Origin of the sequence: Arthrobacter sp. 24S4-2 (genome assembly GCF_005280255.1) — a bacterium.
GTDB lineage: Bacteria > Actinomycetota > Actinomycetes > Actinomycetales > Micrococcaceae > Arthrobacter.
This window is the reverse complement of the sequence record NZ_CP040018.1, coordinates 3,924,059-3,948,542: the sequence shown is the minus strand read 5'-3', so window position 1 is coordinate 3,948,542 and position 24,484 is coordinate 3,924,059. Positions and strand designations below refer to the sequence as shown.

The following is a 24,484-nucleotide window of genomic DNA, read 5'->3' as shown; positions in this document are numbered from 1 at the left end:
TACCGCCAACCAAACCTAGGAATCACTTGCGCACTTTTGTCTCAGCTGCCACCGTCATCCTTGGACTGCTGCTGGCAGCCGTCGCCGTTCCGGCCATCTGGGTGGACCGGAACATTGTGCAGGAAGACGGCTTCGTTTCGCTTGCCGCTCCGCTGGGCAAGGACGCCGCATTCCAGCAGCGACTGGCATCGGCGGCTGTGGGCACCATCGATCCTGCCGACCGGATTCCCGAACCGTTTGCGGATCTGGTGCAGCCGATCCTCGATTCCGCCGCCAAATCACTCACCACGCTCCCCGGCTATCCCGCGGCATGGGAGGAAACACTGCGGAAGAGCCACCGGCTCAATTTCGCGGCACCCGGGTCTTCAGGGTCCGAGGCCGAACCATCGACTTCGCTGACGCTGGATGTGGCACCACTGGTCGGCCTGCTGACGAAGCAGATTTCGGACGTTACGAAAGTGCCCCTGGACGCGCCGGACCAGACGCTGATCGATATCGGACAGCCCAGCCAGCGGCAGCTCGTGGACCAGGTCTCGGCCTACGCGCCAATGGGGTACGCGCTGGCCGCGGGCGCAGCCATTTCACTGCTGCTGGCTTTCGTCGCCGCACGCCGCCGCTGGACCGTGCTGGTGGGTACGGGAGCCGGTGCGCTGGTGCTGGCGGCGGTCTGGAAGCTGGGCTCCGATGCCGCGGGCCTGGCCGTTAACGGAACGGCAAGCGGCAACGAAGTGGCGGACATCTTCAAGAGTGAATTCGTCAGCGCATCCTCCGAACAGTTTGGGCAGTGGATCCTGGCAACCCTCATCGCGGGGGCGGTCCTGATCCTCGCCGGAGTACTTCTCCGCCTGATTGCCGGCGCCCGGCGCGCCGTGCGTTCCCGGTAGCATTGAACAATGACCACCTCAGCTGTCTCCATCCCCATGCCTTCAATTCCGCGGAGGCGCCGTTCGCCTGAGGACGTGTTGGCTTCGGCTCCGGTGTCAGGTCCCAAGAAGGTTTTGCTGGCAGCCCCCCGCGGCTACTGTGCCGGAGTGGACCGCGCCGTTATTGCCGTCGAGAAGGCGCTGGAACACTACGGCCCGCCGGTCTATGTCCGCAAGCAGATTGTGCACAACGTCCATGTGGTGAGCTCCCTGGAGGAGAAGGGCGCCATCTTCGTCGACGAAACCGATGAGGTTCCCGAAGGCGCCCTGGTGATCTTCTCCGCCCACGGGGTTTCGCCCGCGGTGGTGCAGTCGGCCGAGGACCGCGGCCTTCGCACCATTGATGCGACGTGCCCCCTGGTGACCAAGGTGCACAGGGAAGCTGTCCGTTTCGCCAAGGACGACTTCGACATCCTGCTGATTGGCCACGACGGCCATGAGGAAGTTGAAGGGACGGCCGGCGAAGCCCCGGAACACATCCAGATCATCAACGGCCCGCACGAAGTGGACAAGGTGACCGTCCGGGACCCGGAAAAGGTCATCTGGCTCTCGCAGACGACGCTGAGCGTGGACGAAACCATGGAAACCGTCCGGCTGCTGAAGGAGCGTTTCCCGACGCTGCAGGATCCGCCCAGTGACGATATCTGCTACGCCACCACCAACCGCCAGGTGGCCATCAAGAAGATTTCCCCGCAGGCGGAACTGGTAATCGTTGTGGGCTCCGCCAATTCCTCCAACTCCGTCCGCCTCGTGGAGGTGGCACTGGAGTACGGCGCAAAGGCCTCGTACCGTGTGGACTTTGCGAACGAGGTGGATGAAGCCTGGTTCGAGGGCGTCGCCACGGTGGGTGTCACCTCCGGTGCGTCCGTTCCCGAGGTCCTCGTCAAAGACGTGCTGCGCCTCCTTGCGGACTACGGCTACGGCGACGTCGAGGAAATTGTGACCGCCGAGGAAGACCTGCTCTTCTCCCTGCCCAAGGAACTCCGCGCGACACTCAAGAAATCAGGGGACGTGACCCGCGCCCTGGGAGGACGCAAAGCGCGGGCCTGACCCTGGTTGCGACGGTGCTACGCGGCTGATTCCTCGGCCTGAAGCTCGGGGGCGGCCACCGTCCGCGTGGTCACTTCGATCGCGGGCGGTGTGGCCAGACCCTCGACTTCCAAAGCATTGAGCTTTCGTGCGGTGGGAAGGACGCGTGCCTCAAGTGTTCCTACCATTGAGTTGTAGCGGTCCACGGAAGTCTTGAGGGACGACCCCAGTTTCGTCACGTTATCGCCGAGGGTCCCCATGCGCTCGTAAAGCTGACGGGCCAGCTCAAAGAGCTCCCGGGCGCTGTCGGTCAGCACATCCTGGCGCCACGTGAACGCCACCGACTTCAGCACGGCGAGCAGGGTGCTGGGGGAGGCCAGCACCACGTTCTTGTTCAGTGCGTAGTCCAGGAGGCCGGGATCGGCAGCCAGCGCGGCCGCAAGAATGGATTCCGCCGGCAGGAAGCAGATTACCAGCTCCGGCGAGTTGCCCGGGATGTCCCAGTATTTCTTGTTGCTCAGCGCGTCCACGTGTGACTTCAGGGCTTTTGCGTGTGCTGTCAGCAGGGCATTTTGTCCCATGAGCGCGGGCCCGTGCTGTTGCCGTCCGGAAGAGGGGCCGAGGTCCTGGGCCTCGAGGTAGGACGCCAGCGGAACCTTGGCGTCCACTACAAGTTGCTTGTCTCCCGGCAACTGGACGACGAGGTCGGGCCGGACAGCGTTTCCGGATCCGGTGCTGTGGTGCTGCTCGTGGAAATCCACGTGCCGGAGCATGCCGGCGGCCTCCACGACCCGCCGCAACTGCACTTCGCCCCACTGGCCGCGGGCACTGTTGGACCGGAGAGCGGACTCAAGGGCGTGCGTTGAGCGGAGCAGCTGCTCGTCGGAGAGGCGGGCTTCCTGGAGCTGTTGCGCCAGCTGGCCGTATTGCTCCAGGCGGTCCCGTTCCAGCAGGGACACCTGCTGTTGGACTGCCGTGAGTTTCTCCGCGACGGGTGCCAGGGCCCGAAGCACGCTGCCGTCCTGGTTGCGGGACTCGCCCAGCTCCCGGTTCTGGGCCGACAGGAGGCGCCGTTCGGCGTCGGCGGCCGCGAACTGAGAGCTGACGTCCGAGAGACGGGCGGAGACGGCGTCGAAGTCCTGTTCCAGGGCAACGGTCCGCCGCCGGAACACGACATAGGTGCAGGCCGCACCAAGTGCGGCACCGACAAGCAACATGAGCAGGGCAAGTATCAGAGCAAAAGCGTCCATGGGTTCACTTTGGCACGGGCCCCAGACATTTTGATCGCAGGACGCACCCGGCGGACCCAGGCGCGGGACCCACTCGGCGCACAACGCCTACAACGCCTACAACGCGACAGAATGCCGCCGAACGCGGCAAAACACAGTGGAAGCCCGTGAACACCCGCGGTGCACAGGAACGGGCGGCCGCATGGTTCCGGGCCGATTACCGGTAGAATCAATGCTCGTGGCTCTTACTATTGGCATCGTCGGACTGCCCAACGTCGGCAAATCAACCCTTTTCAACGCACTGACCCGCAACCAGGTGCTCGCAGCGAACTATCCGTTCGCCACCATCGAGCCGAATGTCGGCGTCGTGAACCTGCCGGATCCCCGCCTGGCGAAGCTGGCGGCCATTTTCGGATCCCAGCGGCTGTTGCCCGCCCCGGTGTCCTTCGTGGACATCGCCGGAATCGTGAAGGGTGCGTCGGAGGGCGAAGGCCTGGGCAACAAGTTCCTCGCCAACATCCGCGAGGCCGAGGCCATCGCCCAGGTTGTCCGCGTGTTCGACGACCCCGATGTCATCCATGTCGACGGCAAGGTGGATCCCCGCTCGGATATGGAGACCATCAACACCGAGCTGATCCTGGCCGACCTTCAGACCATCGAAAATGCCATTCCCCGGATCGAAAAAGAAGTCAAGATCAAGAAGCGGGAAGCTGCCGAGCTGGCTGCCATCAAGGCTGCCCAGGCTGTGCTGGAACGCGGCGACACCATTTTTTCGTCGGTCAAGACCGACAAACTGGAGATGGAGCACCTCAGGGAGCTCGGCCTCCTGACGGCCAAGCCCTTCATCTACGTCTTCAACGCGGACGAAGGGGTCCTCGGCAGCCCGGAAAAGCAGGAGGAACTGCGGGCCATGGTCGCTCCTGCGGACGCCATCTTCCTTGACGCCAAGCTCGAGTCCGACCTCGTGGAGCTGGATGAGGAAGAAGCCCGCGAGATGCTGGAAATGAACGGGCAGGACGAATCCGGCCTGGACCAGCTGGCCCGCGTCGGCTTCCACACCCTTGGGCTGCAGACCTATCTGACGGCAGGGCCGAAGGAAACACGCGCCTGGACCATCCACCGGGGCGACACCGCACCGCAGGCCGCGGGCGTGATCCACTCCGATTTCCAGCGCGGCTTCATCAAGGCCGAAGTTGTGTCCTTCAGCGACCTCATCGAGGCCGGTTCCATGGCCGAGGCCAAAGCCCGCGGCAAGGTCCGCATCGAAGGCAAAGAATACGTGATGGCCGACGGCGACGTTGTGGAGTTCCGCTTCAACGTCTAGTTCCCGAGCTTCCTGAGACCTCTGCGATGGCCGCTAAGAACACGTGTTCATAGCGGCCATGCGTTTTTTGCCACCGGCTGCCAAGTCGAAATGATGCTGTCAGCCTGTCGCGGCCGCCGCTACCGGCGTAGGCTTCGGCTGTGCCGGCTCTGTCCGTGGGACCCGTCCGCCCGGCCGGCAGTCGCCTATTAAGGAGTCCGCCATGACTGTTCTGGTCCAAAACCTGGTGCCCGGCCTGACCCGGGAACAGTACGAAGGCATCGCTGCCGCCCTCAGGGACAAACTCATGGCCACCCCCGGATTCAACGCCCATTACGCATATGAGAGCGAAGGCGGAATGACCGTTGTGGAAATTTGGGAGGCGGCCACGCAGCACGACGCCTGGTTCGACAACAATGTCAGGCCAAACCTGCCGGTGGAAGTCACCCCGGAGAAGCACGAGCTGGCAAACGAGATGACAGCCTAGCGCTGCTATTCGATCTCGTGGCGGAAGGCTTTGCGATTCGGGTTCAGTTCGGTCGTCTGCAACTGGCCTCCGCGGCTCAGATTCGGCAGGGAGGACTTGAATTCGGCGTCGACGCTCTGAACAGCTGACTCCGTTCCCAGCCCCCGCGGCTGTGCTGCGGGCCCGGCCTGCCCGGAGTGCCGCCCTGCCGGCGTCTGCGTGGCGGTCACCAGGGTTCTGGACCTGGACGGCTGAGAACGAAGGGGTTGTGGCGGTGCTGTGGCCCCGGATTCCTGCCCGAGGGGATGGGGCGTGGCCAGATAATGAGTGCGTTGTGAGAGCAGAGGTTATTCCGTGACGGCGACGTCGTTGAATTTAGGTTCAATGTGTAGGTCCTGACCTCCCTGAGACCTTCTGCGATGGCCGCTAAGAACACGTGTTCTTAGCGGCCATGCGCTTTTTGCCACCGGTTGCCAAGTCGAATGATGCCGCCCGCATTTTGCTGCATAACGAACGAGTGACCAAACTCGTGGCCGCAATCAAAGTCGGTCAAAAGACTTAAGGCACCGTTCTTGCCTGGCGTCGGATCCGCTCCGCGGACGCGCCCGCAGAGGACGACTCGACGTGACACAGCCTGCGAAGCCCCGTAGCCGTAATTCCCTTAGAACAGCGGCCAAGGCACCGCCGACATCTCACCGCTCGGAGCCGGAAACCGCCCTGCCAAGCGCAACCGGGCGCAGCGCGCGGCGAGCGAAGCGATTTCTTCGGCGCTGAGCAAGTCCGCCAGGTTTCGGCCCAGCTCACCGTGCAGTCCTTCGCTGACACGATCGATGCTGTCGCGTTCCTCGGTGGTCAGAGCGTCTCCCAGCCACCCCCACAGCACCGTGCGCAGCTTGTGGTCACGGTGAAAGGTGAGCCCATGGTCCACGCCGTGCCGGTGTCCGTACGGCATGGCAAGAATGTGGTCGCCTTTGCGGTCGGCGTTGTTGACGACGACGTCGAACACCGCCATGCGTCTGAGCGCTGGCGAGTCTTCGTGAACGAGGGCGACCATACGTCCGTTCTCATCTCGTCCCTCGAGAACGTATTTCCAGCCCGTCTCCGGCACGTGGTCCGTCGCGACCAGGTTCACGGCGCTTTGGGCGGGGTCTTGCTCCTGCCAGAGCTGCACCATTCCTTCGCCCATCGGACCATCGCGCAGCCAGGTGTGCGGCACGACGTCCCAGCCAAAGACCTGCGAGACCATGTAGGCGGCCACCTCCCGGTGAGCCAGGGTGCCGTGGGGAAAATCCCACAGGGGACTTTCGCCTGCTATCGGCTTATAGACGACCACCACGTCGCCGATGCTGCCCAGGAATGTAGCGTTTGAAGCCGTCGTGATGCGGCCGGTGAGCGTCAGCTCGGCGGTCACCAGGTCCGGCGCTGGCATCAGAGCTCGGGAAGGGTGCAGATGTGGCCGTCGGCGTCTATGGGGTAACCGCAGAGCGGGCACATCGGACGCCCGGCGCCCACGACCTCACGGGTGCGCTGGGCGAATGCGCGGGCGGTGCCGACCGGCATTCGCACCAGCAGCATTTCGGTCTCGTTAGCGCCGTCCTCATCAAGGGATTCGTCGTTGTCATCAGCATCGACATCGGTGAGGGGGTAGGCCTCTATTAGGACCTGCGCCGTCGTTGGGTCCCAACCTAAGCTCATGGCGCCGGTCCGAAACTGCTCCTGAACGGCCTCGAGCTGGTCATTGTCGACAAGTTCAATGGGAGTACTCGTGGGAACGCTGAAGGGGTTGCCCTCGACGGTGATGAGCTGGTCGAGAATTTCGTCGATCTTCTCGGCGAGCAGAGCCGACTGCTGCTTCTCCAGGGCAATACTCACGATCTGCGTCCCTGCGCGCACCTGCAGGTAGAACGTGCGCGCCCCCGGAAGGCCAATGGTGCCAACGACGACCCGATCAGGCCAGGCAAACTCGTGAACACGTGTAGGCATGTCAGTATTTTAGGCACATGAGGTTCATGGCGCCTTTTGCCCTGCACCGCCGCCCACCGGCGCATCGCCAGAGTGGATGCCGTTCGACAGCCACGACAGATCCCCGCGTCGGTGTTGGTCGCATAGACGCTCGGCCGACCAGCGCCGTAGCGCACGATCGATACGGAGGCGGGGCCCACGTTAATACGCTGGAACAGGTCAAGGTGCATGCCGAGCGCGTCCGCGAGGATTGACTTGATGATGTCACCGTGACTCACCGCCACCCACACGGCCCCTGGCCCGTACTCGGCTTCGAAGGCTGCATCGTGGCGGCGAATCGCTGCCACTGACCGAGCCTGCATCGCGGCCATGGATTCACCGCCCGGAAAGACGACGGCGGACGGCTGCGACTGCACAAGCGGCCACAAATCCTCGGTCGTGAGATCACTGAGCGTGCGGCCCTGCCACTGGCCGTAATCGCACTCGGTGAGATCGAGATCGACCGGCGCGTACGGCGCGCCAGTCTGGCGATCGAGGATGAGCTGGGCGGTCTGCTGACAACGCTCAAGAGGGCTCGACACCACCCCGACTAAGGGCACGGGCGCGAGCCGGTCTCCGGTCAGAGCCGCCTGGTCCCGCCCGATCTGGTCCAGGGTCACGCCGACGGCCCGACCGGCCAGCAGTCCAGTGGCATTGGCTGTGGTGCGGCCGTGCCGCACGAGGATAACTGTCGCCATTCACCCAGCCTAACCACCCGGTCGAACCGGAAGAACCGGCACAGCAAGGACCCCCGACCGAAGTCGACCCCCGCATGGAGGACAGGCGGTCGAGGGTGGTCACGACACGGGTGTCCCCGTTTCGGGAGGCGGCCAGCGCGTCCCGGAGTCCCGGCCGTGCCCGGTTGGCGCCGGTGGGGGACCGGCTATCGGGCATTTTTGTCATCTTCCGTACTCGTCTGCACAAATATCAGTACTCGTCTACACAACTCGCTCAGACCATCGATGAACTTGGCTTTGTTCCCGTAAGCCGAAGGTTGAGGGACGCAGATTGAGCACGAGCTTCTGGCCCGCACTTCGCTCAGCGCATCAAGGGGAAATGTGCGGCGTCAGAACCCGTTGCAGGATTCCGGCTCACTTGAGGGCCCAGCCGCGAACCTGCGGATGGCGCCCGAAGCGCTCTGGATCAGGTGCGTTCTCCCGCAGGAACCCTGGCGCGAGAGGTCATGGATTTGCCAACTCGGCGGCCTGCGCCGCTGCGATGCCGCGGGTGTCGGTATCGGAACGTATTTCCCGAAGAACCCATCCCAACCGGCGCCAGGCTCCTCACCACCCCCAACATCGTGATGACACCCCACTTGGCCGGCGCCAGCAAACAAACCGCAATCAAGGCAGCCCAGATCATCGCATCGGACTTCAGCCGTTACCTCCGGGGAAAACCCCTCACCCACCTTGCCAACCCTGAATCCATCCACGTCACCAAGCAATAATCACGCCATTGATTCAGCTCTGAACGCCATCCCGTCAGGTAGGTGAGGAGCCACGCGAGCGACCTCACGCCCTCGGCAAATCGCCGACTTGACCGCACTCAGAACCACTGTCGCCGAGATCATCCCGGAGATTGTGGATCCGCCGCCGGGTTGCCTGGTGTCGTTCGGCAACGTGCCCGCCATCGTCGAATTCCTGTAGATCCGCGACAGCCGAGCCATGGCTTGGATCGGGCGATTTCCACAGCTCAGATGACAATCCGCAGTGGATCCTCCAGCCTTCGCTTCAGGTCGCTGAGGAATGCCGCGGCCGTGGCCCCGTCCAGTACCCTGTGGTCGGAGGTCATGGTGATTTTGATGATGTTCCGGCTGCACAGCTCCCCGTCCCGGACGAACGGCTCCTTGGTGGCCGCCCCGACGGCGAGGATGGCGGCCTCGGGCGGGTTGATGACCGCAGTGAAGTTATCGATGCCGAACATTCCCAGATTACTGATGGTAAAGGTTCCGCCGGTGAATTCCTGCAGGGCCAGTGTCCCGGAGCGGGCCTTGGCCGCCAGGGATAGGGTTTCGGCGGAAATCTGGTCAAGGCTCTTGGCATCGGCGCCGGTGACTACGGGGACCACCAGGCCTTCGTCCAAGGCCACCGCCACACCGATGTTGATCCGCCGGTGCGCCAGGATCCTGTCTCCGGCCCACGACGAGTTGACCTGCGGGTGTGTCCTCAGTGTGACGGCGCACGCCCGGACCAGCAGGTCTGTGACGCTGACCTTGATGCCTTGGTCCGCGAACCGTTCATTGACCTCGCTCCGGAATTGGAACAGTGCGTCGACGCCAACCACGACGGTTAGGTAGAAGTGCGGTGCGGCTGCGCTTTCGGTGAGCCGGCGCGCTGTCACTTTGCGCATCTGGCTCAGCGGGACCTCTACCGAGTCCGTGTCGGACGACGGCGGCAGGGCCGGCTGTTTGCCCTGGGCAGTCGGCTTTGCTTGCTCCTCAAGGTGTGTCTGTTCCGTTTTCCCCGCGGCTATTGCAGCTTCCACATCCGCGCGCACAATGCGCCCGCCCGGACCGGTGCCGGTGATCATTGCCGGATTCAGTCCGTGCCGGGCAGCCTCGCGCCGGGCGAGGGGGAGCTCAGCAGTCGCTGCGGGTCGACACCGGCCGGCGCCGGGACGGGTTTCGAAGCGGACGGGACGGAAGCCTCCTGGACCGAAGGGACGGTGCTGACCGGCGCAGGAGCCGGAGGTCGCGTACGGCCGGTGCCGCTGCCGTCGCCGATCACGGCCAGGGGTTGGCCGATCGCCACCGTGGTGCCTTCCGGGACCAGCAGCTTCTCCAGGATTCCGTCGTCGAAGCTTTCCAGGTCCATTGTGGCTTTGTCGGTGTCGATCTCGCCGATCACGTCCCCTTGCCGGACCACGTCCCCCTCGTTTTTGAGCCAACGGCTGAGCACTCCCTCCTCCATTGTGTCGGAAAGCCTGGGCATGACTACTTCGGGCATGGAATCTTCCTATCAGGTGACGGTCGCGGTCGCGGTGGCAATGGCGCCTGCTTCTGCCGGGCTGAAGCGGGTGGCATCGAGGAGCTCGCGGATGACCTTGATCAGGTCATTCGCATTCGGCAGCGCCGCGAGCTCCAGGGGTTTGGCATAGGGGAGCGGAACTTCCGCCGCTGCCACCCGACGGACCGGCGCGTCCAGGTAGTCGAAGGCTCCCTCCATGAGGGTGGCGGAGATCTCCGCGCCGACACCGTAGCTGAGCCAGTCGTCTTCGAGGACCACGGCCCGGCTGGTCTTCCGGACCGAAGCGCAGACCGTTTGACGGTCCAGCGGGCGGAGGCTGCGCAGGTCCACTACCTCGATGGAGATGCCTTCGTCCCCCAGCTGGCGCGCCACTTCCAGCGCCACCGTCGTCGCCCGGGAGTATGCAATCACCGTCAGATCGGACCCTTCCCGTGCCACGGCTGCTTTGCCGAGCTCGGCCACGCGATCGTCGTCGGGCACCTCGCCCTTGGTGTTGTAAAGGGACAGGTTCTCGAGGAAGATCACCGGATCGTTGTCCCGAATCGACGCGAGCAGTAGCGCCTTTGCATCGGCAGGGGTGGAGGGAGCAACAACCTTGAGTCCCGGGACATGCGCGAACCAGACTTCAAGATTCTGCGAGTGCGTGGCGGCCAGTTGCTGGCCGCCACCGCCGGGCATCCGGATCACCAGCGGTACCGGCGTCTGGCCTCCGAACATGCCATAGATTTTGGCCGCGTGATTAATGATCTGGTCCATCGCAATTAGGCTAAAGTTCAGCGTCATGATTTCCACCACTGGACGCATCCCCAGCATGGCGGCCCCGATCGCGGCCCCAACGAAGCCTTCCTCGGCGATTGGCGTGTCACGCACCCGTTCCGGGCCGAATTCGGTTAGCAGGCCGGCGGTGATCTTGTATGAGCCCTCGAAGACCCCGATTTCCTCGCCCAGCAGAATGACGCTCTTATCGCGGGCCAGCTCGGCTCGGAGGGCATCGTTAAGGGCTTGTCGGTAGGTGATGACGGGAATGGTGGCTCCTTCGCTGGGGATGGGGCTTCGCGTCGCGGGACCGGTGCTCATGGGATCATCGGTCACGGGATCACCACCGCGGGCTCGCCGGGCAGGGCGTGGGCGGCGTTCGCGACCGGGCTGGCGTATGCGTAGTCGAAAAGCTGATCCGGAGTGGGATCCGGGCTGGAGTCGGCAAAGGCCACAGCAGCGGTGACCTTTTTGTCTGCGTCGGCCTCGATGCTTTGTGCTTGTGCCTCGTCCAGTAGGCCCGCCGCCAGCAGACGCCGGCGCAGCATGGGGACAGGATCCGCGGCTTGTGCGGTTTCGACGTCGGCTGCGGAGCGGTACCGCGCCGGGTCCACCACCGAGTGCCCCCGCAAACGGTAGCTCATGACTTCCAGGAGTGCGGGCTCGCGCGCCAGCCGGGCGCGGTCCAGGGCACGCCGGGCACCCTCGCGCACCGCCACGACATCGGTACCGTCAACGCGCTCACCGGGGATCCTGTATGAACTGCCGCGTTTGTATAGTTCGGGTTCCCCGGCTGCGGCCTCGACTGTGGTTCCCATGCCCAACCGGTTATTGACGACCACGTACACGATGGGCAGGTGCCAGACGGCGGCGAGGTTCAGTGATTCGTGGAACGCTCCAATGTTGGTGGTGCCGTCGCCCATCTGGCACATCACGACCTCGGCGTCCGGTCCCGGGCCCCCGCGGTAGGTCAGCGCCAGGGCGGCGCCGGTGGCGGGCGGAATCTGGCCCCCGACGATGCCGTAGCCTCCCATCAGCCGGGCTCCGGTGTCGAACATATGCATTGATCCGCCCCGGCCCCTGGATACCCCTGTTGACTTGCCGAAGAGCTCGGCCATCACCCGCCCAGGTTCCAGTCCGCGCATCAGGGCGTAACCGTGGTCGCGGTAATTGGTAAACAGGTAGTCGGAAGGTCGCAACGCTGCCATCAGCCCGACGACGGTGGCTTCCTCGCCCAGGTTCAGGTGACAGTAGCCGCCGATCTTGGCGCGTTTGTACATCTGGTCGGCGCTGAGCTCGAATTTGCGGATCAGGACCATATCGGCGTAATAGCCCAGAAGGCGTTCGGGGGTTTCGTCCGCGAGGGAATGCCCGGAGTTCTCCGTCGTCGGCGCCGCCGCCGGGTCGTGCCCCCGCGCCGCTGCCGGTTTCCGTCGTTCTGCCATGTGCTCTCCTCCAAGTGTGCTGGGCTGTGTTCGCGCTGGTGCGCTGCCTTACCTGCAGCTGGCGCCTCCAGCAGCAGATGGGGGAACGTGGCGGCATTCACGGCCCCGGAGGCTGCTCCTGCAGTGTGAATCCGGTGCTCTCCCCGCCGCACTTGGGACAGCTGTCCGGCGGACGCTCACCACGGGCAGGTTCGCCGCATACGCCGCATACCCATTCGGTGGCGAGCAGCGCCACGAGGTCTCCGCGGCTGATGATGCCGGCCAGACGCCCGCCTGACAAGACCGGCAGCCGACCGATGTGCTGGCTGACCAGCAGCTGGCGGACATCGGCGATGGCAGTATCGGGACTGACACTAATCACGGCCGTGGTCATGATCTCTGCCGCCGTGGCCCCGGTCTTGGCCAGCAGATCGTATTCGCTGACCAGCCCGAGCAGATGGTCCTCCGGATCCACCACGGGAATGCCGCTGATTCGGTGCTTGCGTATGAGCTCGGCGATCGCGCCGACCCCCATTCCGGGCGGGACGGTCACGACGGGGCGGCTCATGATCCCACCAGCTGTGGTGGCGATCCTTGTTTCCATGGTCCTACCTTCCGTGAATGGCGAGCACCTGGGCGGCCGCGCACTTCGCTCATTGTCATCATCCTTTCGGGGATCTCTACCGCCGAAGACCTGTAGATGTCGCCCGCGGCGGAAAGGGCCTCCGGGGTGATACGCCTGCCACGGCTGGCCTTCACGTCGATTGCAGTGACCTCATCCCACTCCTACGTCCCGGCACTGTCAAGGGCATGGTTCCGGTGCCGAAGAAGCGGGCGGTAAGCCAGGAGGATGAGTCAATCTGAGGGCCTTGCGCCAGTACCAGCGCCCGAGAGTAAGCTGACGGCACAGAAGCTGACCAGAGTTCCACACCTGTGATCGAGGTTTCGATGGTTGCTTTCCCTTCCAAGCTGAACCGTTTCTTCGCCTTGGGCGGATACGGATCGGACTCCACCGACCGGGGCGAGCTGGCCAGGATGGCACCGCGGCGTGCCGCCCTGGCCTACGGCGAACCTGTCACCGCGGCCCGGGCCGTCGTCGGCGGCGACAACCCGCACGACGTGCAAGGCGGCCATGCCGCCGGAATCGCCTGCTTGGGCGTCGCCAGTCTCTACCTCATCGCCGACCAGCCCCGCAGGGCCGGCGCGGACTGTGTGATCACCTCCCTGACCGGGGGCTGCCGCTGGAAGGCATGGAGGTCACAGCGTGACCACGACAGGCCCGGGCTCCTGGGCTGTCCACTCTCCGGTCCCGGAGGACCAGCTGCTGATCCTCTTCGGCGCCACCGGGGATCTGGCCAAACGCAAACTGCTCCCGGGCCTGTTCCACCTGGCCGCCGCGGGCATGATGCCGGCCCGGTACCGCATCATCGGCTCCGGTCTGCCGTATAACGCGCCCGGCACCGATGGTTTCCGCGCCCATGTTCGCTCCGCCGTCGAGGACTACGGGCGGACCGGACGCGGTGCCGGGAGCTGGGAGCCGTTCGCGGTCAATCTGGACTTCGCTCCGGCTACCCCCACGGAGCCGCAGGCACTGCTGGACGCCGTCGCCCGGGCCGAGCATGACCTGGGAGGGAAGGTTCAGCGCCTGATCTACCTGGCCGTCCCGCCGGATGCCTTCGTTGCGACGGTCCGGATGCTCGGAGCTACGGGCCTGGGCACGGGCGCAAAACTGGTCATCGAGAAACCTTTCGGTCACGACCTCGACTCCGCAAAGGCGCTGAACCGGGAGTTGCGCGCCGTGTTCGCTGAAGACCGGATCTACCGGATCGACCACTTCCTGGGCAAGGAAGCAGTCCAGAATATCCTCGCGTTCCGCTTCGGCAACGGTCTGTTTGAGTCGGTCTGGAACGCCGATCATATCGACCATGTCCAGATCGATGTGCCGGAACGGCTCAGCATTGAAGGCCGGGCCGATTTTTACGAGCAAACCGGGGCCTTCAGGGATATGGTTGTCACCCATCTGTTCCACCTTCTCGGCTTCCTCGCGATGGAAGCACCTGCGCGCCTGGACGCCGCCTCACTGCACGAACAGGCCGAAGGCGTCTTCCAAGCGCTGAATCCCGTGGACCCCGCCCGGACGGTGCTGGGCCAATACGACGGTTACACCGCAGAACCCGGCGTGGCAACGGACTCCACGGTGGAGACTTTCGCCGCCCTCACCATGGAGATCGACAACCGCCGCTGGGCCGGGGTGCCTTTCCACCTGCGCACCGGAAAAGCGATGGCGCAAAGCCGGCACACCGTCACCCTGACTTTCACCAAAGCCCCGCAGGACCTCTTCGGCCCGGCCGACTGTACCTCCGGCCGGGAGGCGCCCAACGAGCTGATCTTCGAACTCTCCGACCCCGGGTCGATCTCGATCAGCTTTCGCACCAAGGCGCCCGGGGCCGACACCAGACTCGATGACGCGTCCCTGAACTTCCACTACGCGGACTCTTTCACCGCCGCCCATGGGCTCCTGGGCTACGAACGCCTGCTCCACGACGCCATGACCGGGGACCACACCCTGTTCACCCAGGCTGGCGGAATAGAACGCCTTTGGGAAATTTCCGCCCCACTGCTGGCGCACCCGCCCGTCCCGCTGCCCTACAGGAAGGGATCCTGGGGTCCGAGCGGGACTGATCGGCTCGTCGCCCCGGCCAGCTGGCACCTTCCGGAACCCCGGGGCGGGCGGCCCTGGCAGGGATAAGGGACCGGACAAGAAGACCCCCAACAGCCTCCGAAAGGCACCGGAATGACCGATCATCAGGACATGACGCAGGCACCCATGAACAGCGGGCAGGCGGGTCTTATTGACGCCCTGGCAAAACAGCTGCGGGTGGACTCGATCCGGTGCAGCACCCGGGCCGGATCCGGCCACCCGACGTCGTCGCTGTCCGCGGCGGACCTGATGGCTGTCCTGCTCCAACGGCACCTCCGCTACGACTGGGACCAGCCGGCGCTGCCCAACAATGACCACCTCATCTTCTCCAAGGGACACGCCTCCCCGCTGCTGTATTCCATGTACCGGGCAGTCGGCGTGGTCGGTGAGGATGAACTGATCAATACCTACCGGCAGTTCGGGGCCCGGCTCGAAGGCCACCCCACACCGGTCCTGCCCTGGGTGGACGTGGCGACCGGATCACTGGGACAGGGACTGCCGGACGCCGTCGGAGTATGCCTGGCCGGACGATACCTGGACCAACTGCCGTACCATACGTGGGTGCTGTGCGGAGACAGTGAACTGGCCGAAGGCTCCATCTGGGAGGCCCTGGACAAAGCATCCTTTTACAAGCTCGGCAATCTCACCGCACTGGTGGACGTCAACCGGCTGGGGCAGGACGGCCCTACCGAACTTCAATGGGACATGCACGGCTACGCCGGGCGGGTTAAGGCCTTCGGCGCCCACGCCATCATCATCGACGGTCACGACGTCACCGCAATCGACCACGCCCTGACACGGGCGCGCTCTGATCCGGACCAGCCCACGGTCATTTTGGCGAAGACCATCAAGGGCAAGGGTGTGTCCGAACTGGAGGACAAAAACGGCTGGCACGGCAAGGCGCTCCCTGAGGATATGGCCGAGCGTGCCGTGGCTGCCCTTGGCGGACCCACCCATCTGCAGATCACCACCAGCATGCCCGAACCCGGCACTCCCGCCATAACGCCCGACCCGCAGGCCGCCATCATCCTGCCCCGCTGGGAGGTAGGCGATCGGGTGGCAACCCGGGCGGCCTTCGGGGCCGCGATCGCCGCTATGGCAGTCCGCCCCGAAGTCGTCGTCCTGGACGGCGAAGTCGGGAACTCAACCCACGCCGGGGAATTCAAAGGGGCCGCTCCGGAACGCTTCTTCGAAATGTTCATCGCCGAACAACAACTCATCGCCTCCACCGTCGGACTCTCCGTCCGCGGCTACCTCGCGTTCGCCTCCAGCTTCGCCGCCTTCCTCATCTCCCGGCCCTACGACTTCATCCGGATGGCAGGAGTATCCGAGCTCAGCGTCCGCCTCGTGGGCACCCACGCCGGCGTCGAAATCGGCCAGGACGGACCCTCCCAAATGGCTTTGGAGGACATCGCCGCCATGCGCGCCGTGCACACCTCCACAGTGCTGTACCCCTCTGATGCTCCCTCCACCGCCCGGCTCGTGCAGACCATGGCCGACACCACCGGAATCTCCTACCTGCGCGCCACCCGCGGAGCCTACCCTGTGATCTACGGCCCGGAGGAACAATTCCCCATAGGCGGGTGCAAAGTCCACAATGCCGGCCCCGACGACGTCGTGGCTCTCATCGGCGCCGGGGTGACACTGCACGAATGTCTCGCCGCCGCCGGGCAACTCGCCGAGGCCGGAATCAACGCCCGCGTCATCGACCTCTATTCCATCAAGCCCATCGACACGGACACCCTGCGCCGGACCTGTCTGGACACCGGAGGCCACATCGTCGTAGCCGAAGACCACTACCCCCAGGGCGGCATCGGCTCAGCCGTGCTCGAGGCCCTCGCCGGAACGGATACCCCCGACCTGCACATCACCCTACTGGCCGTCAAAGGACTGCCCACCTCCGGCAAACCCGCGGAGCTGCTCGATGCGGCCGGCATCTCCGCCCGGCACATCACTGCGGCCGCCCGAACCCTGGTCGGAGCGTAGAGGTGGAACCGTCCAGGTCCAGCCCTGCAACGCTGGCTACACCGATTCCCACATCAGACGGTCGTCGTTCATGAACAACAGGACCGTCCTTCCTCGGGCCCCGCCTCCTGCGGAGGCCGCCCGGTCCACACATGACCTCACGCCCCGGCCAGGCGTACCGCCGGAACAGGCGATGAGACAAGAAGGGCCGAACAGGCTCCCTGGCCACCGGTTGGCATCCGGTTCCCAGACGCGCACGACTCGAGGGGGCTGGTGGAACCGCCGGAGCATCGCACGGGCGTCGACATGCTCTAGGGATCAATGAGCCCGACAGAGCCAGGGCCGATTCTCCCTAGGGGTAGAACCGGCACCTGCCGATCCGGGGGTTCTGGTCCTGGTACTGATGCACGACAACGAGTCCGCACCGGCAAGCTCGTCGAGTGGCGGGCTGCCGTCCACGGCCCGCAAGTTACCACGACAGAAACCTCACGAGGGGAACAGTGATGAATCCAAACAGTTTTGGTGCGCGCGACCAACTGAACGTGCACGACAGGACGTATGAGATCTACCGGCTGGACCGGGTCAAGGGCTCGGACCGCCTTCCCTACAGCCTGAAGATCCTGTTGGAGAACCTGCTGCGCAATGAGGACGGCCGGCTGGTCACGCCCGAACAAATCACATCGCTCGGCGGCTGGGACCCCGGATCGGCGTCCAACCCGGAGATCCAATACACTCCCGCCCGGGTGCTGATGCAGGACTTCACCGGCGTGCCGTGCGTGGTGGACCTGGTGGCCATGCGTGATGCCATGACCAGCCTGGGCGGGGAACCGAAGAAAATCAATCCGCTGATTCCCGTGGAGCTGGTCATCGACCATTCGGTCATCGCCGACGCCTTCGCCAGCCCGGAGGCATTCGGAATCAACGCGGAGCTGGAATTCACGCGGAATCAGGAACGGTACCAGCTCCTGCGCTGGGCTCAGCGGGCTTTCGATGACTTCCTCGTGGTGCCCCCGGACACTGGCATCTGCCACCAGGTCAACCTCGAATACCTCGCCCGGGTCGTCTTCACCCGGGACGGTGCCCGCGGGCCGATCGCGTACCCGGACACGCTCGTAGGGACGGACTCGCATACCCCGATGGTCAATGGACTCGGTGTGCTCGGCTGGGGCGTGGGCGGTATTGAAGCCGAAGCGGCCATGCTCGGCCAGCCGATGAGCATGCTCATCCCGCAGGTAGTCGGGCTTAAACTTACCGGCGAACTGCCCGAGGGCACCACAGCCACGGATCTGGTGCTCACCGTCGCCGAACTTCTGCGCCGCACCAGGGTCGTCGGAAAATTCGTGGACTTCTTCGGCCCCGGAGTGGCCAGCGTGCCACTGGCAACCCGGGCGACGCTGGGCAACATGAGCCCGGAATACGGGTCGACCTGCGCCATCTTCCCGATCGACGATGAAACGCTGGACTACCTGCGTCTCACCGGACGCTCCGAGCACCAGATAAAACTCGTGGAAGCCTATGCCAAAGAACAGGGCCTGTGGCACCGTCCCGACCATGTCCCGGACTACAGCGAGATTATCGAGCTGGATCTGGCCACGATCGTCCCCTCCATCGCCGGACCCAAGCGGCCGCAGGACCGGATCCCGCTGGGCGCCGTGCCCCGTGCCGTGCGCGGACTGCTGTCCGGGGAAGCGCAGGAGGAAGCCGTGCAGGGCGGCCTCGACGATGCCGACGAGCACTCTTTCCCCGCGAGCGACCCCATTGCCGTCAGCCCCGGCGTTCACCGGGACGCCCCGCCCCGCCAGTACCAGGACGCCACGGACTTCACCTGGTCATCCGAACCCGTCCGCGTTGAGCTGGCCGGAACCGTGGCCAGCCTCGACCACGGCGACGTGGTCATCGCGGCCATCACCTCATGCACGAATACTTCCAACCCGACAGTCATGATTGGCGCCGGCCTGCTGGCCAAGAAAGCCGTCGAACGGGGCCTGCTCAGTAAACCGTGGGTGAAAACCTCCCTCGCTCCGGGATCCCGGGTGGTGACCGATTACTTCAACAGATCAGGGCTCACCCCGTACCTGGAGAGACTGGGCTTCGATCTGGTCGGCTACGGCTGCACCACCTGCATCGGTAATTCCGGGCCTCTCATCCCGGAAGTCAGCGCCGCCGTCGCGGAAAACAATCTGACCGTTGCAGCCGTGCTCTCGGGCAACCGGAACTTCGAGGGCCGCATCCACTCCGAAGTGAAGATGAACTTCCTCGCCTCCCCGCCCCTGGTCATCGCCTACGCCCTCACCGGGACCATGCATACCGATCTGCTCCACGATCCGCTCGGCGAGGACCCGGAAGGCAGCCCGGTCTATCTGCACGACATCTGGCCGACGACGGCGGAAATCAAGGCCATCGTGGACCAAAACCTCGAAAGCAAAATGTTCACGCAAGGCTACTCCGACGTCTACTCCGGCGACGGGCGCTGGCGGGGCATGCAGGTGCCCGAGGGTGACATGTTCGCCTGGGATGACCACTCCACGTATGTGCAGCGGCCACCGTACTTTGACGGAATGACCGCCAGGCCAGCGCCGGTCCGGGACATCACCGGGGCCAGGGTACTGGCCTTCCTGGGAGACTCCGTCACCACCGACCACATATCCCCGGCCGGTGCCATCCGGAACGACTCTCCCGCTGGCCGATACCTCACCGAACACGGCGTGGACGCGGCCGACTTCAACTCCTACGGCTCCCGCCGAGGGAACCACCATGTCATGATCCGCGGGACCTTCGCCAACGTCCGGCTGCGCAATCGGCTCGTGCCCGGAGTGGAGGGCGGCTTCACCCGGCATTTCCCCGATGGCGGGCAACAGAGCATTTTCGATGCCGCCACGTCCTATGCCGCCGAGGCCGTTCCCCTGATTGTTATCGCCGGGACGGATTACGGGTCCGGTTCCTCCCGGGACTGGGCGGCCAAGGGCACGTTGCTGCTGGGCGTCAAAGCCGTCCTGGCGGGATCGTTTGAACGGATCCACCGCTCCAACCTCATCGGGATGGGCGTCCTTCCCTGCAATTCCGGGACGGTGACACGGCCGAAAGCCTGGGCCTGACCGGAAAAGAGCTCTACTCGATCATCGGCATCGAGGGTCATACCCCGCTGCCACGGGAGGTCACGGTCCGGGTCGAGGACCACGGCCGCGCGCGATACTTTACGGCTGCCATACGGATCGATACGCCCGCCGAGGAAGCCTACTACGTCCACGGCGGAATCCTGCCCTACGTCCTGCGCCAGCTCCTGGCCGACTGACGTGGTCCGAGCCGTTGACCCGCCAAGGCGGGGGCCCGCCGGCGCCGGAGCGTCATATCCGCCGGGAGAGGATGGCCTGTTTGACCTCTGCAATGGCCTGCGTGACCTTTATGCCACGCGGGCAAGCTTCCGTGCAATTGAAGACGGTGCGGCACCGCCAGACACCTTCCTTGTCGTTAAGGATCTGAAGGCGCAAGTCGCCGGCGTCGTCGCGGGAGTCGAAGATGAAGCGGTGGGCGTTCACGATCGCCGCCGGACCGAAGTATTGTCCGTCGGTCCAGAAGACGGGGCAGGCGCCCGTGCAGGCGGCACAGAGAATGCACTTGGTGGTGTCATCGAAACGTTCACGATCTTCGGGGGACTGCAGTCGCTCCTTCGTCGGCTCGTGGCCGGCGCCGATAAAGTACGGCATGATCTCACGGTAGGACTGGAAGAACGGTTCCATGTCCACAATCAGGTCCTTCTCCACCGGCAGGCCCTTGATGGCCTCAACGGTCACCGGCTTGTCCAGGTTGAGGTCCTTGAGCAAAACCTTGCAGGCCAGGCGGTTGCGGCCGTTGATCCGCATGGCATCGGAACCGCACACCCCGTGGGCGCAGGAACGGCGGAAGGACAGCGAGCCGTCAATTTCCCATTTGATCTTGTGCAGCGCATCCAGGACCCGGTCCGTGCCGTACATGGTCAGCGGGTAGTCTTCCCAGCGGGCCTCGTCGGAGACTTCCGGGTTGTAGCGGCGGATCCGCAGAGTGACTTCGAAGGTGGGGATCTCGCCGCCTCCAACAGACTGCGGCAGATCTATTTTCGAGGCGGGTTCGGTGGTCTGCGGGCTGCTCATGGACTCTTACGCTCCCTGTTGGCGCCGTTCCGGGCTCCCATGATGGCGGACATTATTAGCGGCCGCCAAAAACATGGGAAAGATGGATGAAAAGGAAGGGGATCATCACCACCGCCCACAGTCCGAGGACACCCCAAAGCATTTGAACATGATACTTGGGGCCTTTCTTCCAAAAATCGATGAGGATTATCCGCACACCGCCGAACGCATGGAAGACCACGGCCGCGACCAGACCGGCCTCTCCTAAGCCCATGATCGGGTTCTTGTAGGTGCCTATGACGGCGTTATAGGCCTCGGGCGATACCCGGACCATGGACGTATCCAGAACATGCACGAGGAGAAAAAAGAAAATAGCAACGCCCGTAATGCGGTGGGCAACCCACGCCCACTGTCCCTGTTGCCCGCGGTAAAGGGTCCAAGATGCTGTCTTTGACACCGGCCCCTCCTCGCTCCGTGAGCCGGCAACCAAAGGACGTACATGGTCTGTCGGCGGCCTCACCTGTGAGTCTACGACCGCCTAGGCAAAGGTCAACCCGCCGGGCACAGCCCGCTATTGGATTGCAGGCGATCGAGGGGATAATGGCGCAGCAGACAAAGGTGATAATCGGGGCCGGCTCGCCCGCACGAACGGGAAGTCGTTGAGCAATATCGGGCCACGGATCCCGGATGGGACGCCGGCGCCCGGGTATCCACGACAGCCGGACATTAAGGAAGACGACGAAACCGACCACGGACGGCCAGCTGCCCATACCATTGCGCATATAGTCAGCAGCCCCTCGACCCCCGCTGAGGGAACTTGCGCCCGTCATCCCAGATCTTCCGTTGCCTGTCCATCGCGGAAGCGTAATCTGGGCATCAGGCATCAGGCATCAGGCATCAGGTATCCGGCATCAACGACCGAAGGTACATCGTGGCACGTGACCATAATCAGGACAACCCGGCCGGTTCCCGGTCCACCGTCTCCGCCCCGGGCCCGCGGACGCCGGCCAGCTTCCGGGAGGAGCTCTCAACGGAAGCGAACACCGTCGTCGATGACTCCTGGGCCGGGTCCGCCCCCGCGCAATACGGGGTGGCGCCGCGGGTGCGCATAGGGAACAGCAAATGGTTTAACCTGCTGTGGTTGCTGCCGATCGGCTTCGTGCTGCTGATCACTGCCGTGGCCGTGGCCAAGGGACTGCGTGGTGTCCCCGCCGTGGCGGAGTTCATCAGGGAATATCCAGGCCGGGTTGTTCCGCCCGGGGCCGAAGCCCGGGCGGGGTTCCCTGCCTGGATCGGGTGGCAGCATTTCTTCAACATGCTGCTCCTGATCCCCATCATCCGGGCCGGGTTAGCCATCCTTGCCGATCATCCCCGGCTGTACTGGACCCGGCACTCAACCCCGGGCAAGGAATGGTTCCGGATGCAGACGCCGGTACCCGCGGACCCGCTGTATACGGCCAAGCAGGACTCCATCACCCTCCCCGACGGCGTGGGCTTGCCGGGCCGGCGGCACTCGATCGGGCTGGCACGCTGGTGGCACCTGGGTATGGACACGCTGTGGCTGCTCAACGGCCTGATCTTTTACATTCTCATCTTCACCACGGGTCAGTGGCTCCGCCTGGTGCCCACCAATTGGGACGTCATCCCCAATGCGCTCTCGATGTCCATCCAGTACGCGTCCCTGAACTGGCCAACCGACGACAGCTGGGTGGCCTACAACAGTCTCCAAGTCATGGCCTACTTCATCACGGTCTTTATCGCCGCGCCGCTGGCGTTCATCACCGGGCTGGGCATGTCCCCGGCATTGTCCACAAAATTCAGGTGGATCAGCAGGGTCTTCAGCATCCAGGTCGCCCGGTCGCTGCATTTCCTGGTCCTGGTCTGGTTCGTGCTGTTCATCGTGATGCACGTCTCCCTCGTCGTCGCGACAGAGGCGCTGCGGAACTTCAACTACATGTATGCGGGCCGCAACTCCGGCGACTGGTACGGGTTCTGGGTCTTCGCCGCATCCCTGGCCATAATGATCGTGATCTGGGTGGGCGTCACCCCGCTCACCTACCGGCATCCGCGGATGGTCCAGCGGATTGGGTTTGCGCTCATCGGCCCGGCGCAACGGCTGTTCGAGCACCTCGATTCCAAACCGGGCCGGTACACCGAGAAAGACATTTCCCCGTATATGTGGCACAACGGGAAGTACCCCGAATCCACTGAATACAAAACGCTTCTGGCCACAGGCTTCGCCGACTACCGCCTCCAGGTATCCGGCCTCGTAAAGAACCCGGTGGAACTCGACCTGGCCCAGCTTCACGACCTGGCCCACCATGAGCAGATCACCCAACACTTCTGCATCCAAGGCTGGTCCGGCGTGGCCAAATGGGGCGGCGTCTCCATGCAAACCATCATCGACCTGGTGCAGCCGGACCCGGAGGCGAAGTGGGTGATCTTCTACTCCTTCGCCGAAGGCTCGGACGGCGGCATTTACTATGACGCGCAGCCGATCGAACAGATGAGCTACCACCTCACCATGCTCGCCTACGACATGAACAATGCGCCGCTGTCCTACGGACACGGCGCTCCGCTGCGTCTGCGCAACGAGGTCCAGCTCGGCTTTAAACTCGTCAAATGGATCAAAGGCATCGAATTCGTCAAAGACTTCTCCCAAGTCGGCGGCGGCGAAGGCGGGTACAACAACGACCACGAATTCTTCGGTTACCGCCAATCCATCTAGCAACATGCCCCGCACCCGGCATGCCCGACGAATCCCGGAACCTGCCATGAGGAGCGGGCTAGGTAGAAAACGCGGCGGCGCAGTTGCCGCCGGGGTACAGCATTCATCGCCGCTAGCAAAGAATCCGGAGGCATCCGCGACGGTTCCCAGAACTGCCGCCACCCCGTGTTTTTCTGGTCGGCGGAGAGGCCGACGCCGTGGAACCGCGCTTCTGTAACGGCTCAATTCATTGCGGCCAGGGATTCGTACTATCCGTCCCCCTACACGATCCTCGCACCATGCGCATTGTCCGGCGATCAGCGGCCGCGTCAGTGGATCCCGTTCCCAGTCACTAATCGGGTCCCTCCCGAAGCCCTTATCTCGGGATGCGCCGGAAGTAAGTTGGCTACCGTCCGATCAGGTCGGCCAGGACGTGGGCCTCACTGATGTCGGCGGCTTTGGTTGCCGTCAGCAACGTCAGCCGTTGGCCCTTGGCGAGTTCGCGCAGATGCTCGAGCGCCTGCGCCCGGGCCGGATCTTTGAGCTCGGCCTTGTAGCGCTTGGCAAATTCGTCGAATTTGGCAGGGTCGTGGCCGTACCATTTGCGCAGCTCCGTTGACGGGGAGACGTCTTTGCACCACTCGTCCAGTGCCGCTTTGGCCTTGGTCATCCCGCGGGGCCAGATGTGGTCTACCAGAACCCGTGCGCCGTCGTCGTCCCTGATCGCATCATAGACCCGGCGCACCTGAACATCCGTTGCAGTCGACATTCCCCAGCCTCCTCGCTGACTTGCGGCACGGCACTGATACCTTCCTTGGAAAAGCGACGCCCGAAGCGGCCAAAAACCCTGTGGGTCTTCGTCCTCGGTGACATTATGCTCTTCCGATCCCCTGAGAATCCACATCACC

Annotated in this window: 20 protein-coding genes and 2 pseudogenes; 9 read left to right on the top strand and 13 right to left on the bottom strand. The window is 64.2% G+C overall.

Translation table 11 applies throughout. The features are described from left to right. Positions 1 to 26: 26 nt before the first annotated feature. Both FCN77_RS18295 and FCN77_RS18290 read left to right on the top strand, forming a co-directional pair. A complete protein-coding gene (locus FCN77_RS18295) occupies positions 27 to 884 on the top strand; it encodes a hypothetical protein (RefSeq protein WP_137323417.1) in 858 nt (285 codons plus the stop codon). Between the two features lie 9 nt (positions 885 to 893). Then, on the top strand, positions 894 to 1,973 hold the full coding sequence (locus FCN77_RS18290) for a 4-hydroxy-3-methylbut-2-enyl diphosphate reductase (RefSeq protein WP_137323416.1): 1,080 nt from the start codon (positions 894 to 896) through the stop codon (positions 1,971 to 1,973). 17 nt (positions 1,974 to 1,990) lie between these two features. Here FCN77_RS18290 and FCN77_RS18285 read toward each other — a convergent pair whose 3' ends face one another. Continuing rightward, entirely contained in the window at positions 1,991 to 3,202 is a 1,212-nt protein-coding gene (locus FCN77_RS18285; protein WP_137323415.1) for a DNA recombination protein RmuC, read from the bottom strand. A gap of 217 nt (positions 3,203 to 3,419) precedes the next feature. On the opposite strand from FCN77_RS18285, the gene ychF reads away from it, so the two are divergent. Continuing rightward, positions 3,420 to 4,505 (top strand): redox-regulated ATPase YchF, encoded by a 1,086-nt coding sequence (ychF, locus tag FCN77_RS18280; protein WP_137323414.1) that lies wholly within the window; start codon positions 3,420 to 3,422, stop codon positions 4,503 to 4,505. A gap of 202 nt (positions 4,506 to 4,707) precedes the next feature. After that, entirely contained in the window at positions 4,708 to 4,971 is a 264-nt protein-coding gene (locus FCN77_RS18275) for a hypothetical protein (RefSeq protein ID WP_137323413.1), read from the top strand. A 5-nt stretch (positions 4,972 to 4,976) separates the two neighbouring features. Here the strand turns inward: FCN77_RS18275 and FCN77_RS18270 are convergent, their stop codons facing one another. The 4 genes and pseudogenes from FCN77_RS18270 to FCN77_RS18255 all read right to left on the bottom strand — a co-directional run bounded on the left by FCN77_RS18270 (position 4,977) and on the right by FCN77_RS18255 (position 7,649). Continuing rightward, positions 4,977 to 5,180 carry a hypothetical protein gene (locus FCN77_RS18270; protein WP_137323412.1) on the bottom strand — a complete coding sequence of 68 codons (204 nt, stop codon included), beginning with the start codon at positions 5,178 to 5,180 and terminating at the stop codon, positions 4,977 to 4,979. A 431-nt stretch (positions 5,181 to 5,611) separates the two neighbouring features. Beyond that, a complete protein-coding gene (locus tag FCN77_RS18265; protein ID WP_137323411.1) occupies positions 5,612 to 6,379 on the bottom strand; it encodes an SCO1664 family protein in 768 nt (255 codons plus the stop codon). Next, positions 6,379 to 6,933, bottom strand: coding sequence for a DUF3090 domain-containing protein (locus FCN77_RS18260; protein ID WP_137323410.1), 555 nt, complete (start codon positions 6,931 to 6,933; stop codon positions 6,379 to 6,381). The genes FCN77_RS18265 and FCN77_RS18260 overlap by 1 nt, the downstream gene beginning before the upstream one ends. A gap of 24 nt (positions 6,934 to 6,957) precedes the next feature. Next, a pseudogene (locus tag FCN77_RS18255) lies at positions 6,958 to 7,649 on the bottom strand (histidine phosphatase family protein). A gap of 605 nt (positions 7,650 to 8,254) precedes the next feature. Between FCN77_RS18255 and FCN77_RS18245 the strand changes: the two are divergent. After that, positions 8,255 to 8,398, top strand: a complete 144-nt coding sequence (locus FCN77_RS18245; RefSeq protein WP_175417306.1) for a hypothetical protein — start codon at positions 8,255 to 8,257, stop codon at positions 8,396 to 8,398. A gap of 245 nt (positions 8,399 to 8,643) precedes the next feature. On the opposite strand, the gene FCN77_RS18240 is transcribed toward FCN77_RS18245, so the two are convergent. The 5 genes from FCN77_RS18240 to FCN77_RS18225 form a co-directional block, all read right to left on the bottom strand. After that, a complete protein-coding gene (locus tag FCN77_RS18240) occupies positions 8,644 to 9,480 on the bottom strand; it encodes a dihydrolipoamide acetyltransferase family protein (RefSeq protein WP_254678621.1) in 837 nt (278 codons plus the stop codon). Between the two features lie 8 nt (positions 9,481 to 9,488). Further along, positions 9,489 to 9,896, bottom strand: a complete 408-nt coding sequence (locus FCN77_RS27040; RefSeq protein WP_254678620.1) for a biotin/lipoyl-containing protein — start codon at positions 9,894 to 9,896, stop codon at positions 9,489 to 9,491. A gap of 12 nt (positions 9,897 to 9,908) precedes the next feature. Continuing rightward, complete coding sequence (locus tag FCN77_RS18235) at positions 9,909 to 10,994, bottom strand: alpha-ketoacid dehydrogenase subunit beta (protein WP_368074343.1); 1,086 nt, start codon at positions 10,992 to 10,994, stop codon at positions 9,909 to 9,911. A gap of 11 nt (positions 10,995 to 11,005) precedes the next feature. Beyond that, positions 11,006 to 12,118 carry a pyruvate dehydrogenase (acetyl-transferring) E1 component subunit alpha gene (pdhA, locus tag FCN77_RS18230; protein WP_137323409.1) on the bottom strand — a complete coding sequence of 371 codons (1,113 nt, stop codon included), beginning with the start codon at positions 12,116 to 12,118 and terminating at the stop codon, positions 11,006 to 11,008. 97 nt (positions 12,119 to 12,215) lie between these two features. Further along, positions 12,216 to 12,701, bottom strand: coding sequence for a CBS domain-containing protein (locus FCN77_RS18225; RefSeq protein WP_175417305.1), 486 nt, complete (start codon positions 12,699 to 12,701; stop codon positions 12,216 to 12,218). Positions 12,702 to 13,361: 660 nt separating this feature from the next. On the opposite strand from FCN77_RS18225, the gene zwf reads away from it, so the two are divergent. From zwf to FCN77_RS18210, 3 genes and pseudogenes are all read left to right on the top strand, one after another. After that, positions 13,362 to 14,846, top strand: a complete 1,485-nt coding sequence (zwf, locus tag FCN77_RS18220; RefSeq protein WP_254678619.1) for a glucose-6-phosphate dehydrogenase — start codon at positions 13,362 to 13,364, stop codon at positions 14,844 to 14,846. Positions 14,847 to 14,891: 45 nt separating this feature from the next. Beyond that, complete coding sequence (locus tag FCN77_RS18215; RefSeq protein ID WP_254678618.1) at positions 14,892 to 16,784, top strand: transketolase; 1,893 nt, start codon at positions 14,892 to 14,894, stop codon at positions 16,782 to 16,784. Between the two features lie 479 nt (positions 16,785 to 17,263). Beyond that, positions 17,264 to 20,055, top strand: a pseudogene (locus tag FCN77_RS18210) (aconitate hydratase). Between the two features lie 52 nt (positions 20,056 to 20,107). Here FCN77_RS18210 and FCN77_RS18205 read toward each other — a convergent pair. Beyond that, positions 20,108 to 20,890, bottom strand: coding sequence for a succinate dehydrogenase iron-sulfur subunit (locus tag FCN77_RS18205; RefSeq protein WP_137323408.1), 783 nt, complete (start codon positions 20,888 to 20,890; stop codon positions 20,108 to 20,110). Positions 20,891 to 20,945: 55 nt separating this feature from the next. Next, complete coding sequence (gene sdhC / locus FCN77_RS18200) at positions 20,946 to 21,326, bottom strand: succinate dehydrogenase, cytochrome b556 subunit (protein WP_137323407.1); 381 nt, start codon at positions 21,324 to 21,326, stop codon at positions 20,946 to 20,948. 474 nt (positions 21,327 to 21,800) lie between these two features. Here sdhC and FCN77_RS18195 point away from each other — a divergent pair, with 474 nt between their 5' ends. Next, positions 21,801 to 23,597, top strand: a complete 1,797-nt coding sequence (locus tag FCN77_RS18195; RefSeq protein WP_137323406.1) for a molybdopterin-dependent oxidoreductase — start codon at positions 21,801 to 21,803, stop codon at positions 23,595 to 23,597. A gap of 385 nt (positions 23,598 to 23,982) precedes the next feature. On the opposite strand, the gene FCN77_RS18190 is transcribed toward FCN77_RS18195, so the two are convergent. Continuing rightward, positions 23,983 to 24,345 carry a DUF488 domain-containing protein gene (locus FCN77_RS18190; protein ID WP_137323405.1) on the bottom strand — a complete coding sequence of 121 codons (363 nt, stop codon included), beginning with the start codon at positions 24,343 to 24,345 and terminating at the stop codon, positions 23,983 to 23,985. Positions 24,346 to 24,484: the final 139 nt, after the last annotated feature.